The following is a 13,824-nucleotide window of genomic DNA, read 5'->3' on the forward strand; positions in this document are numbered from 1 at the left end:
GCCGGCTGGCCATTACTCCAGCCCGTTAGTTGTTCATACCCATCACCGTAAATGGTGAAATCTGCTCATTATCTGCAATTGCAACCGAATCGGCAACAACATGTGGAACATGAGCATGTTTTCCAACGTTAACATCGGTAAGTTCGGTGAACGGACCGATGACGGAAAACTCAGACACCTTCGTCGTTCCACGAAGTATGGTGCCTGGCTGAATGGTGACGTCCGGCGCCAAAGTAACATCCACGTCAATCTGAGTGGTTGCCGGATCGATAATTGAAACACCGCTACGCATCCACTTTTCTAGGATGCGGCGGTTCTTTTCTGAGCGCAAATGAGCTAACTGCACAAGGTCATTAACGCCTTCTGCTTGCACAGAGTCAGCAAGAACATACGACGCTACCCCGTGTCCAGTTTCGACGGCTTTAGCGATCACGTCAGTAAGATACATTTCCCCTTGGGCGTTGTCCGTACCCAAACCACCGAGGGCTTGACGCAAGAAGTCGGCATCAAAGACGTAGGTGGAGGTGCCAACTTCTTTGATGGTGCGCTGTAGGTCGGTTGCATCTTTTTCTTCGACGATACCCACAACTTGACCAGTTGCTTGCGGGGTGTAGGCCACTTCCTCCGAGCCGGGAGCTGCATCACGCAATATCCGGCCATAGCCGTGCGAGTCAGCCAAAATCGTTGACAAAACGGTAACTGCAGCACCGGAGGTGATATGCACCCGGGCTAGTTCAGCTAGAGTTTCTGGGGCGAACATGGGCGAATCCCCAGCAACAATGAGGACTGGACCGTGCAGATCATCTGGCAATGCCTGCATTCCACACCACGCGGCACGGCCGGTGCCTTTGATATCGTCTTGATCAGCAATTTTTGCGTGCGGCGCGATCTGCGTTACATGTTGGACCACTTGGTCACGTTCATGACGAACGACGACGACGGTGTGATCGTTTCCTGCTTTATCAACTGCATCTAGGGCATGGCCGATAAGGGAACGCCCGCACATGCGCAGCAATACTTTTGGGGTCTGTGATTTAATTCGGGTTCCTTTACCTGCAGCAAGAATGATTGCTGCAGCGAGTTGATAACTCACAGGTGCCTCCTCGGCTAACCGAACCATATTCAACAACGCTGCACCGACGTTGTTTTCGCTCCGCCACTAGGACTCGAACCTAGACAAGCGGTTCCAAAGACCGCTGTGCTGCCATTACACCATGGCGGATTACTTGATATATTGTGCCAGTTTGTGCCGATAGTTTCCACTCACGCGACCATATCGAGACTTATGGCGTTCCCCACCCCACGTATTGCGCACTCATCTGGCAGACAGTTCCTTTTTCATGTTATAGGAATCTACCAGGTCGCTATTCTGGTTTCGATACCGTAAGTATGGGAGAATATGGGCATGACTCCAAGCGCAAAATCCGATTCTTCCGCTACGAACCCGAGCCCCAAACGGCAACGAATGACGCGTGTTGAGCGCCGTGACCAGCTTATAGGGATCGGGCGGCGCCTGTTCGCGGCCCGAGGCTATGATGCAGTTTCTATTGAGGAAATCGCTCACGCCGCCAACGTTTCTAAACCGGTAGTCTACGAGCATTTTGGCGGCAAAGAAGGTCTGTACCAGGTGATCGTTGACCGCGAAACAACCGCAGTTAATACGATTTTGCATGCTGCGCTCGGCACCGGGAAAAGTCCGCGCGAATCTCTTGAGGCAGTTGTGTTAGGTTTGCTGGATTACATCGAAGAAAACCCAGATGGGTTCGGCTTGATGGTTCATCAAAGTCCCGACGTCGTAGCCGGTGGCCGCTTCTCAACGATTATTTCCGATATGGGAGACCATTTGGATCAGCTTTTAGGGGCGTACGTCGAAAAACTACAGTTCCCTCCCGATGCTATGTCGCTGTATGCTCAGATGCTTTCTGGGTTGATGGGGATTGTTGGCCAATCATGGGCTGTGAATCGACAGTTAGAAAAACGTGTGATGGCTGCTCATTTGGTGAATTTGATGTGGAACGGCTTGCATCATTTGGAGGCGCAACCCACTTTGGTTACTCCGGAAAACTAACTACGATGATCGCCCGCCTCGAACATTAGGCTCGCACCACCCTAGCTTTCCCCAGCCGCTTTCCGGCGTAGAAAATATACTTATTCATATAAACACGAAAGGAGCACTGGTGAATCTTCACATCAGCAATCTCCACAAGCGCTACGGTAAGGTCGTAGCTCTTGATGGAATGGAATTTAGTGTTCGCCCCGGTGAGCTCTATGGTTTCGTCGGCTCGAACGGTGCCGGCAAGACGACGACGATGCGTATCACCCTCGGTGTCTTATCCGCCGATTCGGGCACAGTGACCCTCGATGGTAAAGAACTAGACTTTGCAACCAGGAAAACCTTCGGCTATATGCCGGCTGAACGTGGTCTCTACCCGAAAATGCGGGTGGCAGAACAGCTCATTTATCTGGCGCGGTTGCAAGGACTGACCAAGCAAGACGCGACTCAAGCTATGGAGTATTGGACCGAGCGCTTAGACCTTGCCCATCGCCGGAACGACGAAGTTCAAACACTGTCACTCGGTAACCAGCAACGCGTCCAACTGGCTGCTGCACTTATACACAATCCCCAAGTTCTGGTTCTCGACGAGCCGTTCTCTGGTCTCGACCCGGTCGCAGTTGACATCATGAGTGGCGTTTTGCGCGAAAAGGCCGACGCCGGCGCAACCGTTGTTTTCTCTTCACACCAACTCGACTTAGTGGAACGTATGTGTGAACGCGTCGGTATTTGTTCTCAAGGCAAGATCGTTGCCGAAGGCACAATCGACGAACTGCGCACCACCGATCAACAGCATCTGCGAATCCGGCTCGACGGCGATAGCGCAATGCTTGCTCAAACGTTCCTCGCTCGCGGAATCGCCACAACACGTGATCCGAACGGAGCGTTGAACTTAACGGTCGGAGCCGAGATGGACACCCAGGAACTACTGCGTATCGCACTTGAAGCTGGTCCAGTGGTGGAGTTTGCCCCCCAACGTCCTCATCTGCAAGATATTTTCAAAGACGTGGTCAGTGTACCGGTTGGCGAAGAAAAAAATGACGAACCCCAAAAGAAGCGCGGTTTAGCTGCCCTGTTTGGAAAGAGGAAGTGACATGCTGGCATTAATTATGAAGCGGGAGATGAAGGCTCTCCTCGCCACCCGTTCGAACCAAATTGGTTTCGCCTTTACGATCATCTTTATCCTCGCAGTGGGTATCGTCTCTAGTTTCTTCACCGGTTCGGATGAGGAATCTGACTCCGGGAAACCAGAAACATCCTACGTGGTTGGTATCGAACGAACCGCCAGTAGTGCAGCTGGTTTTATTGAAGCTTCCCAGCCTTATCTCACCACCGAAATTATTGATGATGGTCACGGGCAGGCCTGGCTTACTGATGCCGTGGAAAACCACGCTGATTCCGACGACGACGTCGACTACGCCGTCGTTGCTGGCACAGCCGAAAACCCTGTGGTGATATTCCCTAACGTTGGCGCAGTTGACTCTTCCTTGGGTGAAGCGCTCCAGTTTGGGGTCACGATGTGGATTGCTGGTGATGGCTCGAACCTGAGTGCAGACGTTGCTCATAACGCGATTACCGCTGCGCAAGCAGCCGATGTGCAGATCCTTGATTTGAAGGCCGGAGATAGTCTGCTCTCGTCGAACCCGGCTGGTTATTTTGCGGCGATTGCCACGCTTTTTCTCCTTGTCATGGTTACGGCGACTGGGTTATCAACGATTTCTATGGGTGTTGTGGAAGAAAAATCTTCCCAAGTTGTTGAGATCATTCTTTCCTCGGTCAAGCCACGCACCCTACTGCTAGGTAAAATTCTCGGTATCGGCACCGTCATTTTGGGGCAGTTTGCGCTCTATATCGTCGCAATGATAGTCTCGCTAAAGATTTCGGGATTCGTCGCCCCGTTTAGCTTCACGAGCATCATCAGTTGGACGTTGGTGTGGGCCGTCATCGGGTTCTTTAGTTTTTCGATCATTGCCGGCGCACTAGCTGCTACGGTTTCTCGCCAAGAAGATCTCGCGCCTGTTACCGGCACCTTGATGATGTTGATCTTCATCCCGGTCTATGCCGGAATGTTCCTTGTCACTTCTCTGCCCGATGCGCTCGTGACGAAGATCTTGTCGTATCTGCCCTTCTTCTCCGCATTCATCATGCCGGTACGCGAAGCCTATGGCATATCCTCACTAACGGAGCAAATCATCGCGCTCGTGATCGCCGTTGCTTTCATTCCGTTAATGGCAGCTCTAGCGGGCAAGATCTATCGCAATTCAGTGCTACACTCCGGAAAGCGTTTGTCTATTAGTAAGGCACTGAAGGCAAAGTAAGGCAGTGGAATCCGAGTAAGGCACCGTATAGTTGCCTACAATTCACTGCTCATAATGACACAGCAGCCGCCGCAAGTAGGCGGCTGCTTGTGTATTTTCTTCTGGATCGAATACGGTTAAGATATCTGCTTCGACGCTCAAGAGATCAGCGAAAGCAGCATCGGCTCGCGCTATGCCGAGCGCAGTTGCTTTAACATGGACGATTCGACCGTCGTGGTTATCTGTAGCGCGCTCTAGTAACCCTTTGTGCGCCATGCGGTCTAGCCGGTTAGTGACTGTTCCAGATGATACGAGTGTTTCTTTCATGAGTTGCCCGGCGGTTAGGGTGTGCTCAGGCTGGCGGCGCAAGGCGGTGAGCATATCGAACTCCCACGATTCGAGCTCGTTGCGGGCAAACACGGTTTTGCGCATCCGCTCAACGTGACGGGTTAGCCGCAGAACTCGCGAAAAAATTTCGAGGGGATGAGTATCGAGTTCTGGACGTTGGATCTGCCAGCCGGCAATAATCTCATCGACTTCGTCACGGATTGAGTTATCGAGAGGTGTTGGGTCAGTCATGGAAAGCTCCTGTGGTCTCGCGCAGGTCAAGAGTGTGCGTTAAGCTCCGTTGCTTGACGCACACCCAACACTTTACCTTGACATCAAAATATAGTCTACGGACTTAAGGCCGTATCTCTATCTCCACAACAACGCCACAAGAACCGCTATCAGAATAAGCGCAGCTATAATCGCGAACGATAGGGATTTTTGAGCAGTTTTCAAAGGCAAATCGCCTGAATCAGCTTTGTCACGGATGAGGCCAGCACTGCCCATTACCACCAACGCCAAGCTCGCTTGGATGATAATTTTTGTGGCGTTATTCGATAGCGCATCTGCGAAACCTGCACCATCAAACACATCTGGACTCATCACGATCAATGAATTGACGATGGCTAAAAGCGCGCCAGCACTCAAATATTTCGTTAACCTACTCATCATGGTTCCTAACTAGACTTGCTAATGGAGAAATTATCATCTCAGATCGCAACTGGGATTTACCTAAAATATACCCCCCCAATTAAACTGGCAACAACGCTTTTGCGATCTTGTACTATATTCCTACCTCTTCAGCGGCAACCATCCACTCTTCTTCAAGCGCATCTAACTCATCTTGAACCATAGCCGCCTCTTTCCCCAGATCTATCAAAGCCTCGAAATCACCAGAAGCTGCCGCATCAGCCTGCTTCAACCCAATCTGGTCAATCTGCTGGCGAACCTTATCCATCTTGCGTTCCAGACGCGCCATATTCTTGCGTGCCAACCGCTCTTTAGCCCCATCCTTGACCTTGATCGGTTGCACGGCATCGCTCTCCACAGAAGTTTCCTGACGAGCCTGCGCTACTAACTGCATATACTCATCAACCCCACCAGGCAGATCACGCACACGCCCATCAAGAACTGCAATCTGATGATCGGTGATCCGCTCCAACAAGTACCGATCGTGCGAAACCACCACGAGCGTTCCCGGCCAGGAATCAAGCATGTCCTCAATCGCAGCCAACGTATCGGTATCGAGGTCGTTGGTCGGCTCGTCGAGCAGCAACACATTCGGTTCACCAACAAGCAACCGTAAAAGCTGTAGCCGGCGTCGTTCCCCACCAGACAGATCGCCAACCGGAGTCCAAGCGCGCTCGCGGGTGAACCCGAGTTTTTCCACCAACTGCGCGGCAGTCATCTCCTTCTTCCCCACCATCACGTGGGTAGCAATATCGTGAACGGCTTCAACCACTCGCCGATGCGCAATTTCATCGAGCTCTTTTGTTTCCTGCGTCAACACCGCCAACTTCACAGTTTTTCCGCGCTTAATGCGGCCCGACGTTGGTTCCAACACCCCGCTAATCAGCCCCAGAAGCGAGGACTTTCCAGCACCGTTTCCGCCAACGATCCCCAACCGCTCGCCCGGCGCTAACCGCACCGTCACATCGGCAAGCACCGGTTTTTCGCCACCCTCATCTCCAGCATGATCATACGAGAAAGACACATCGATGAGATCAATAACGTCTTTACCTAACCGGGTGGTTGCCATCTTCGCCAGCTCAACCGAATCACGCGGTGGTGGCTCGTTGGCAATCAGCTCGTTCGCGGCATCGATTCGGAACTTAGGTTTCGAGGTGCGTGCCGGTGCACCGCGCCGCAACCACGCCAGCTCTTTGCGCAAAATATTATTGCGCTTTTCGGCCGCTTGCTGAGAAATCCGCGAGCGCTCGGCGCGCTGCAAAATATAGGCCGCATATCCGCCTTCGTATGTTTCGACGTGGCCGGGTTGTGGGTTTCGCCCGCCAGCGCCGTCGTTTCCGGGAACAACTTCCCACAACCGGTCGCATACGGCGTCTAGGAACCAGCGATCGTGGGTGACGACGATAAGTGCGCCTTCTGCCCTGCCGAACCGTTCGTTCAAATATTTGGCGAGGAAAGTAACGCCTTCGATATCGAGGTGGTTTGTGGGCTCGTCAAGGACGACCACGTTCGCGTCCGCTGCTAGGGTTGCCGCGAGTGCTACTCGGCGTCGTTGCCCGCCGGAGAGTTCAGTGACTTTCTTATCGAGCGGGACATCTGGCAAAAGTCCTTCGTGGAGGTATCGGATTGCCGAATCCGATGCCCATTCGTACTCGGCAGCAGTGCCGTGGATTGCTTGAATCACGCTGTGGCCTGGTTCGAATGAGATAGCTTGGGAGAGCACTGAGAACTGGGTACCGCTGGTCATCGTCACTTGGCCGGTGTCTGGTTCGAGAACACGGGTGAGGAGTTTAAGCAGTGTGGATTTCCCGCCACCATTTGGGCCAACAATGCCGATCTTAGCGCCGTCTTCAATCGAAACGTTGATATTGCCGAGAATCGGACGCGATCCTAGATCGATCGAAACATTGTCCACACCTAAAATATGTGCCATCAACCCAGCCTTTCTTTACTGATCACAATGCGTGCACAAAGTTAGGGAATTTGAGTTTATATTTGAAAAATTGAGTCGAAATCTCCATATATGCAAACTGTATGCACGCACCGGGTCTTAGTTTACTAGATAAGTTCCGCGAGCTGGCCCGATGGCAACCACTGGGGTGAGTTCGGGAAATAGTTTCCCTAGTCGCGCAGCAAGCACATCGAGATGCGTTGGTTCGGCAAGAACAGCAATTGTGGGGCCAGAGCCAGAGAGGATCACGGCGTGCGCATCGAGAGCCCCAGCACCGATGTGGGCGCGAATCGTATCAATAATGGTTGCTACGTCCGGGCGTAGCGAACGAGCAGGTTGTTCGAGATCGTTAGCAAGGACGGTCCCTAGCAACGTTCGGTGTTCGATGCCGGTAGCTGTCCCAGATAACACATCGATGACTGAGGCGGTATCTGGCACAGTTGCCTCACCTAGATCGAGGCGGTCAAATTCGTTAAACACCGCCGGAGTAGATAACCCACGCGAGTTAGTTAACATCACCCAGCCGTGGGTTTGGTTCGTAGCCAGCGTTTGGAGCTCTTCACCGCGACCAGTACCACGGGCCACACCACCCAAAAGCGCAAACGGAACATCGGAGCCTAACTCGGTGGCGCACTCATGTAACTCCTCATCCGATAACCCTAAAAGCCACAGCTCATTGAGCGCCACCAACGTAGCGGCCGCATCTGCCGAACCGCCAGCCATTCCGCCAGCTACCGGGATTCGTTTCGTCACTGTAAGTTGCGCACCGAGTTCTTCGGGGGCACAATCGAGTGCGCTACGCCAACCGTAACGATCTTTAAGTAACTGGGCGCCGCGAATCACCAGATTCGTGGCGTCGATGGGCAAATCTTCACCAAGCCCGGAAATACTCATCGACAGTTCGCCAGCAAGCCGGGCTTCAACGTCGTCACGCACATCTAAAGCCTCAAACACCGTGTCTAATGGGTGAAAACCATCTGAGCGCGGCGCACCCACTCGCAACGCAATATTAACTTTTCCGGGAGCCGATGCCCGTACGTTTCGATCCATGCTCATATCTTCTATTATCCACTGTGCTCGCCAACCCTCAAACCTGAACTAGCCCGGCACTGCATCAACCCCCAAACCTCCATCTCCGATCATAACTAGACCACTCATGACATAAAACAGTGCTGGGCGATACGAGTTACCTCGCATCGCCCAGCACATAGCTATCTCAGAGATGTCTCTGGTTAGGCAAGAGTCACAGTTGCTGCAACAGCGTCCAAGCCTGCCTCACCTTCGTGGACAACCACCGATTTCACCTGCACCTTTTCAGTAAAGACGACCGGAGTGATAAGGTTTTTTCCACTGGCGCGCAACGCCTTGGCATCCAGACGCATAATCGGGGTACCTGCCTTAACTGCCTGTCCCTTCTCTACGAGCGCTGTAAAGCCTTCGCCGCGCATGTCAACTGTATCTAGGCCGATATGCACAAGCAGATCAACACCTGACTCAACATGCATCGTAAACGCATGCAAGGTCTTAAAAAGCTTGGCAACCTCACCATCAACTGGTGCGCAAACGACCAGCTCATCAGCATTCTCATCAGGAATAACTGCATATCCGTCCCCCAGCATGCCTTGTGCAAACACCGGATCAGGAACCTCAGTTACCGGAACAACCCGGCCTGCGAAAACTGGATGGAACTCCACCTTCTTCTTGCCTAAGCCAAACATTAAATCTCCTGTTCTCCGTTCAGTGTTACTTCCGAAGCACGCAACTGATCTGCGACCTCGTCATAAACAAACTGTACCTGTGGGCCAACCACAACCTGAACTGAACGTTGGGATGGACGAATGATTCCAGCCACGCCAGCAGACTTGATCGCGCCTTCATCAACCTTGACTTCATCCTTGACAACCGTGCGCAAGCGAGTTGCACAGTAGTCGATGGACTCAATGTTAGATACACCGCCCAAACCAGCAATCACGGTTGAGGCCATACCGGCGAATTCAGCGTCGCCAGACTTTTGCTGTGCAGCCATTTCGACGTCGTCGCCACGACCTGGGGTCTTGAGGTTCATAGCGCCGATGAGGAAGTAGAAGATGACGAAGTAGATCGCTGCAAAGACAAGGCCCTGAACAAGCAACATGTACCACTGGTTAGCCAATGGGTTGCGTGCAGACAAGACCATGTCGACCAAACCTGCAGAGAAGCCGAAGCCTGCGGTCCAGTGGAAGAGGGCTGCCAAGAATACTGACAAACCAGTTAGCACAGCGTGTACCAAGTACAGAGCTGGAGCAACGAACATGAATGCGAATTCGAGTGGTTCGGTAACACCGGTGAAGAAGGAAGCAAGCGCACCAGCGAGCATCAAGGAACCAACTGCCTTCTGCGACTTGGTGTTTGCCCGTAGGTACATTGCCAATGCAGCAGCCGGAAGACCGAACATCATTACTGGGAAGAAGCCTGCCTGGTAGCGGCCAACTTCACCGATAACGGTACAGGTACCGTCAGCCCATACACCAACACCTGGGCAGGATGCTGCATCGGTAGCTGCAGCAGCGTCAGCAATCGTCTTACCACCAGAAAGGAAGTTGCCGATGTCGTTGATGCCGATAACGTCGAACCAGAAGATCGAGTTCAATGCGTGATGCAAGCCGGTTGGGATGAGCAAGCGGTTAGCAAAGCCGTAGATACCTGCACCTACTGCGCCCAAACCTTGGATGGACTGACCGAAGTGGAAGAGTGCGGAGTAGATGAATGGCCATACGAAGTACAAAACGCCAGCGAGGACGATTGCCAAGAGCGCGGTGACGATTGGAACCAAACGACGGCCAGAGAAGAAGGCCAAGAATGGTGGGAGCTTGGTGCGTGAGAAACGGTTGTAAACCCAAGCAGCCAAGATACCAATGACGATACCGACCAAGACGTTCTTATCGCCCATAGCTCCCCAACCTTGGGAAACCCAGTCGAGCTTAGCGTCGCCTTCGAGCGCCTCGAGATCCACGCCCTGGAATCCTGCAACAGCCTTCTCGTTGAGGAGCATCTTGATGGTTGCAAATCCAATGAAGCCGGAAAGGGCTGCAGCACCGTTGTTATCGCGGGATAAACCGAAGGCGATAGCGATTGCGAAGAGCCATCCGAGGTTGTCAAGCACAGCAGCGCCTGACTTAATCAAAACTGAGGCCAGAACGCTGTTGGCGCCCCAACCATCTGGATCAATCCAGTATCCAATACCCATCAGGATTGCGGCCACTGGCATAACAGCGACTGCACCCATCAGTGCTTTACCGAGCCGTTGTAGGCTCTCCATGACTTTTCCGTTCATGTTGATGTGTCCTTTATGTGTGCTTGTTGTGCGCGCGAAAGCGCCTAGCTATGTGCATAGTTCGGACCCTGTCGCCAACCGTGGAGGAAGACCGCCAAGAATGCGGCTTCGTTCTTGATATCGGCGGGCGCAGCGCCTGGCTGTGCAATCTGCGTGATTACTCGCTCGGCTATGAAAAATTCGTCTCGTAACAGCGTCTCGATCACTGCCGCGACGTCGTTTCTTCGCCATATCCCAGCTTGAATGCGAGTGATAACCCCGTTGATTGTTTTAAGCAATTCGCTCAAATCGGCTTTTCCTTGGACGTCTAACTCACTGGTGATCAGTTCAACGATAGATCCAAGTTTGTTCGCTTCAGAAAGCGGTTGCTTAACGGTGGTACCGATACGTGCGGCATTGAGATGGAGCGCAATAAACGCTGCCTCATCAACAGGCAACTCAACATCGAGTTTTTCGTTGACGTAGTGAATCATCATCTCTGCCGCAGTGAATTCAGCGGTGAACGCAATGCGGATCTCGTCAACAAGTTTGTTCCTGATGACGTGCCCATCGCGGTGGCGTTGGACTGCAAATGCGAGATGATCAACTAACAACACATACACTGATGAATCGAGATCGCTCAGTACGTTTGTTGCAAGTTCTACTGCTTCACTAACTATGGACACTAGATGAGGATCAAGAGCATTAACTGACGTCAGAAAGTCCACTTTATCGGGACTCGCTTCGATAAATTGGCGCTGGGCATCGCCGGCGGGGATCATATCTCCGGGCCGTTTCCCAAAACCAATTCCTCGTCCAGCGAGAACCGTCTCAACACCGTCGATACTAACCAGTACCGCATTGTTATTGAAAATTCTCACTACACGAGCAGCAGACTGTACCATATTGCTCCTCATCGAGCGCACCACAAATCGGCGCCTATCTGGTCATGCCTGCAAAACAGTAACACCCAGGGGTTTTCACTTACCTAATATATGGTACGGCTCCCACATTTGCAATATCTTCCGTAATCTACGACACTTTAGTGAAACTTTGTGCGATCGCAATGAAATCGTCGATTGTGAGTTTTTCGCCACGAAGCGAAGGATCAACACCTGCTGCACGCAGTATTTCTTCGGCACGCGCTGGACTGCCGGCCCACTGGCTTAACGCGGCACGCAAGGTTTTGCGGCGTTGAGCAAAGGCAGCATCGACGACGGTGAACACATCTTCGCGTTCTACTCCAGTTGGCTGGGGGTGGCGTTGCATGTGAACAAGAGCCGAATCGACGTTGGGGACGGGCCAAAACACGTTTCGTGAAATCTTCGCCCCGCGCCACACATCGGCATACCAGTTAGCTTTCACGGAAGGAACCCCGTAGGTTTTAGAACCAGGCTGGGCTGCGAGCCGGTCTGCGACTTCGAGTTGCACCATAACAGTTACGGTTTCGAGCGTGGGCAGTGACTGCAAGAGCGTCAATAACACTGGCACCGCAACGTTATAGGGCAGGTTTGCCACTAAATGTTTCGGAGTGAATTGGCCGGCACTGCCGATTATCTCCGGCACGCTCAGATCGGCGGCGGAAGAAATCTCCATCGCATCGCGGTTAGTAACGGCGAAGTTAGCTATCGATTCTGGCTGAACCTCAGAGATCGTAGCCGGAAGCGCATCCGCTAAAGCGCTATCTATTTCGATAGCAGATACCAAAGCTCCGGTTTCTAAAATTGCTAAGGTTAACGAACCTAGCCCTGGTCCTACTTCAACAACGTGATCTCCGGGGTGAACTTGGGCATCGCGAACGATCCGACGTACTGTTCCAGCATCGTGGACGAAATTTTGCCCAAGCATTTTCGTTGGGCGAACACCTAGCCGATGTGCAAGTTCACGGATCTTGACCGGACCGAGAAGTTGAAGATGGGGGTGGTTCATATTTTCCTCGCGGTATGTTGGCTAGAACTATCTGCTGAAGTCTACCAAGTAATTGACTACCAGGAGTTTTAATACCAACCCACGGAATGTGAATGTCCCAGTGCATTACATGGCGTGCCGTAGCGTCCTGAAATATAGCCTAATCCCCAGGTGATCTGCGTTGCCGGGTTAGTCTGCCAATCGGCTCCGGCGGATGCCATCTTTGATCCAGGTAGCGACTGCGGAATACCATAAGCTCCAGACGAAGGATTAGCAGCTAGGTGATTCCAGCCCGACTCACGTTGCCAGAGCTGATCGAGACAGGCGAACTCAGCTGGTGCCCAGCCTCGTGCCGCAACCATATCTGCTGCTATTGCTCGTGCGGTTCCAGGGGCAACTGGAGCAGCATTGGCTGGTGCAATTGCATGAGCTTGGGTTTTCGTGCCAACTTTAATAACTTTTGGTTGGGCTGGTTGGGTAACGATATCGACGCTGACCGTGCGGCTAACTTCTTGACCATCATGTTTGGTGATAGTCACGGTGCGAGTGCCTTGGCCTGCCACGCCTTCACTTTCGATGCGCTCTTCGCCCTTGTCTAATGTTGGATCATCTTCACGAGTGGCCTGTGGTTCTATCGCATAGGTTTCAGAAACGTTTTCTTTTGTCACGCGCGTAATACGAACACGGGCATTGGCTGCGATTGGCTTATCCAATGGCGCAGAAACTATATCTTCGCTATTGAGCTTAATATCTGCTGCACTGAGTGCGTCTGCCAAACTAACTTTAGAGCCGGTAACAACTTTCTTTGTGGTTCCGTCAACAGTGACGGTAAATGGCGCTGTTACTCCTTCAATAACTGGAGCAGTTTGTGTTAGTGAAACTGAAGCATTGGCAATTTCAGCTACTGCTGGCTGGGAGTTTGCCAAGGCTAGAGAAGGTGGCACGTTTTCGACCGCCAGACCAAACCCTAAACCTAGAACGAGCGCGGCTGCCGAACTAAAACCTACGCCTTGCAGAAGAGTTGCTTTACGGGATTTACGCACGAAAGTTGGTTCTTCAACCCGAGAAACCACAAGATCGTGGTTCATCTTTTCTGCAAATGGGATCGAAGGGACAATGGTTACTGGATTGGAGAAGTTCCCATGGGCCCGGCCAACAACGATAGTTGGAATCTCTCCTGTTGTTGCTTCTCGGCGCGCAGCTGCTGCTGCGGCACGCTCTGCTGCCCGACGAGCTCGACGCGAACCCGGTTTTGGCGGAGCCATATCGGTGCGCTTGGTCTGGTCCATACGTATCTTCTCCACGC

The 13,824-nt window shown here is 52.5% G+C and carries 13 protein-coding genes and 1 tRNA gene; 3 read left to right on the top strand and 11 right to left on the bottom strand.

Annotation, left to right across the window (positions count from 1 at the left end):
* Positions 1-25: 25 nt before the first annotated feature.
* Positions 26-1,093 (bottom strand): NTP transferase domain-containing protein, encoded by a 1,068-nt coding sequence (locus NG665_RS07475; protein WP_252673084.1) that lies wholly within the window; start codon positions 1,091-1,093, stop codon positions 26-28.
* 58 nt (positions 1,094-1,151) lie between these two features.
* A tRNA-Gln gene (locus tag NG665_RS07480) sits at positions 1,152-1,222 on the bottom strand.
* A 183-nt stretch (positions 1,223-1,405) separates the two neighbouring features.
* Here NG665_RS07480 and NG665_RS07485 point away from each other — a divergent pair.
* The 3 genes from NG665_RS07485 to NG665_RS07495 all read left to right on the top strand — a co-directional run bounded on the left by NG665_RS07485 (position 1,406) and on the right by NG665_RS07495 (position 4,371).
* Complete coding sequence (locus NG665_RS07485) at positions 1,406-2,068, top strand: TetR/AcrR family transcriptional regulator (protein ID WP_252673085.1); 663 nt, start codon at positions 1,406-1,408, stop codon at positions 2,066-2,068.
* 109 nt (positions 2,069-2,177) lie between these two features.
* Positions 2,178-3,146, top strand: coding sequence for an ABC transporter ATP-binding protein (locus NG665_RS07490; RefSeq protein WP_252673086.1), 969 nt, complete (start codon positions 2,178-2,180; stop codon positions 3,144-3,146).
* Position 3,147: 1 nt separating this feature from the next.
* Positions 3,148-4,371: an ABC transporter permease gene (locus tag NG665_RS07495; protein ID WP_252673087.1), complete on the top strand. Its 1,224-nt coding sequence runs from the start codon at positions 3,148-3,150 to the stop codon at positions 4,369-4,371.
* 42 nt (positions 4,372-4,413) lie between these two features.
* Here the strand turns inward: NG665_RS07495 and NG665_RS07500 are convergent, their stop codons facing one another.
* The 9 genes from NG665_RS07500 to NG665_RS07540 all read right to left on the bottom strand — a co-directional run bounded on the left by NG665_RS07500 (position 4,414) and on the right by NG665_RS07540 (position 13,807).
* A complete protein-coding gene (locus NG665_RS07500) occupies positions 4,414-4,929 on the bottom strand; it encodes a MarR family winged helix-turn-helix transcriptional regulator (protein ID WP_252673088.1) in 516 nt (171 codons plus the stop codon).
* 117 nt (positions 4,930-5,046) lie between these two features.
* Entirely contained in the window at positions 5,047-5,346 is a 300-nt protein-coding gene (locus tag NG665_RS07505; protein WP_252673089.1) for a hypothetical protein, read from the bottom strand.
* A 115-nt stretch (positions 5,347-5,461) separates the two neighbouring features.
* A complete protein-coding gene (locus NG665_RS07510; protein WP_252673090.1) occupies positions 5,462-7,300 on the bottom strand; it encodes an ABC-F family ATP-binding cassette domain-containing protein in 1,839 nt (612 codons plus the stop codon).
* Between the two features lie 117 nt (positions 7,301-7,417).
* The gene (gene ispE, locus NG665_RS07515; RefSeq protein ID WP_252673091.1) at positions 7,418-8,374 is read right to left on the bottom strand and encodes a 4-(cytidine 5'-diphospho)-2-C-methyl-D-erythritol kinase; all 957 of its coding nucleotides are present in this window, start codon (positions 8,372-8,374) and stop codon (positions 7,418-7,420) included.
* Between the two features lie 176 nt (positions 8,375-8,550).
* Positions 8,551-9,036, bottom strand: coding sequence for a PTS sugar transporter subunit IIA (locus tag NG665_RS07520; RefSeq protein ID WP_252673092.1), 486 nt, complete (start codon positions 9,034-9,036; stop codon positions 8,551-8,553).
* On the bottom strand, positions 9,036-10,631 hold the full coding sequence (gene nagE / locus NG665_RS07525; RefSeq protein WP_252673093.1) for an N-acetylglucosamine-specific PTS transporter subunit IIBC: 1,596 nt from the start codon (positions 10,629-10,631) through the stop codon (positions 9,036-9,038). The genes NG665_RS07520 and nagE overlap by 1 nt, the downstream gene beginning before the upstream one ends.
* A 44-nt stretch (positions 10,632-10,675) precedes the next feature.
* Positions 10,676-11,515: a PRD domain-containing protein gene (locus NG665_RS07530; RefSeq protein ID WP_252673094.1), complete on the bottom strand. Its 840-nt coding sequence runs from the start codon at positions 11,513-11,515 to the stop codon at positions 10,676-10,678.
* Between the two features lie 127 nt (positions 11,516-11,642).
* A complete protein-coding gene (rsmA, locus tag NG665_RS07535) occupies positions 11,643-12,539 on the bottom strand; it encodes a 16S rRNA (adenine(1518)-N(6)/adenine(1519)-N(6))-dimethyltransferase RsmA (RefSeq protein WP_252673095.1) in 897 nt (298 codons plus the stop codon).
* Between the two features lie 68 nt (positions 12,540-12,607).
* A complete protein-coding gene (locus NG665_RS07540) occupies positions 12,608-13,807 on the bottom strand; it encodes a resuscitation-promoting factor (protein WP_252673096.1) in 1,200 nt (399 codons plus the stop codon).
* Positions 13,808-13,824: the final 17 nt, after the last annotated feature.

This window comes from Arcanobacterium pinnipediorum (assembly GCF_023973165.1).
Taxonomy (GTDB): domain Bacteria; phylum Actinomycetota; class Actinomycetes; order Actinomycetales; family Actinomycetaceae; genus Arcanobacterium; species Arcanobacterium pinnipediorum.

Excerpts from the sequence above, each read along its gene's own strand:
- NG665_RS07485 (WP_252673085.1), top strand. The coding sequence starts at position 1,406 with ATGACTCCAAGCGCAAAATCCGATTCTTCCGCTACGAACCCGAGCCCC.
- NG665_RS07495 (WP_252673087.1), top strand. The coding sequence starts at position 3,148 with ATGCTGGCATTAATTATGAAGCGGGAGATGAAGGCTCTCCTCGCCACC.
- rsmA (WP_252673095.1), bottom strand. The coding sequence starts at position 12,539 with ATGAACCACCCCCATCTTCAACTTCTCGGTCCGGTCAAGATCCGTGAA.
- ispE (WP_252673091.1), bottom strand. The coding sequence starts at position 8,374 with ATGAGCATGGATCGAAACGTACGGGCATCGGCTCCCGGAAAAGTTAAT.
- NG665_RS07520 (WP_252673092.1), bottom strand. The coding sequence starts at position 9,036 with ATGTTTGGCTTAGGCAAGAAGAAGGTGGAGTTCCATCCAGTTTTCGCA.
- NG665_RS07510 (WP_252673090.1), bottom strand. The coding sequence starts at position 7,300 with ATGGCACATATTTTAGGTGTGGACAATGTTTCGATCGATCTAGGATCG.
- nagE (WP_252673093.1), bottom strand. The coding sequence starts at position 10,631 with ATGAACGGAAAAGTCATGGAGAGCCTACAACGGCTCGGTAAAGCACTG.
- NG665_RS07500 (WP_252673088.1), bottom strand. The coding sequence starts at position 4,929 with ATGACTGACCCAACACCTCTCGATAACTCAATCCGTGACGAAGTCGAT.
- NG665_RS07530 (WP_252673094.1), bottom strand. The coding sequence starts at position 11,515 with ATGGTACAGTCTGCTGCTCGTGTAGTGAGAATTTTCAATAACAATGCG.
- NG665_RS07540 (WP_252673096.1), bottom strand. The coding sequence starts at position 13,807 with ATGGACCAGACCAAGCGCACCGATATGGCTCCGCCAAAACCGGGTTCG.
- NG665_RS07505 (WP_252673089.1), bottom strand. The coding sequence starts at position 5,346 with ATGAGTAGGTTAACGAAATATTTGAGTGCTGGCGCGCTTTTAGCCATC.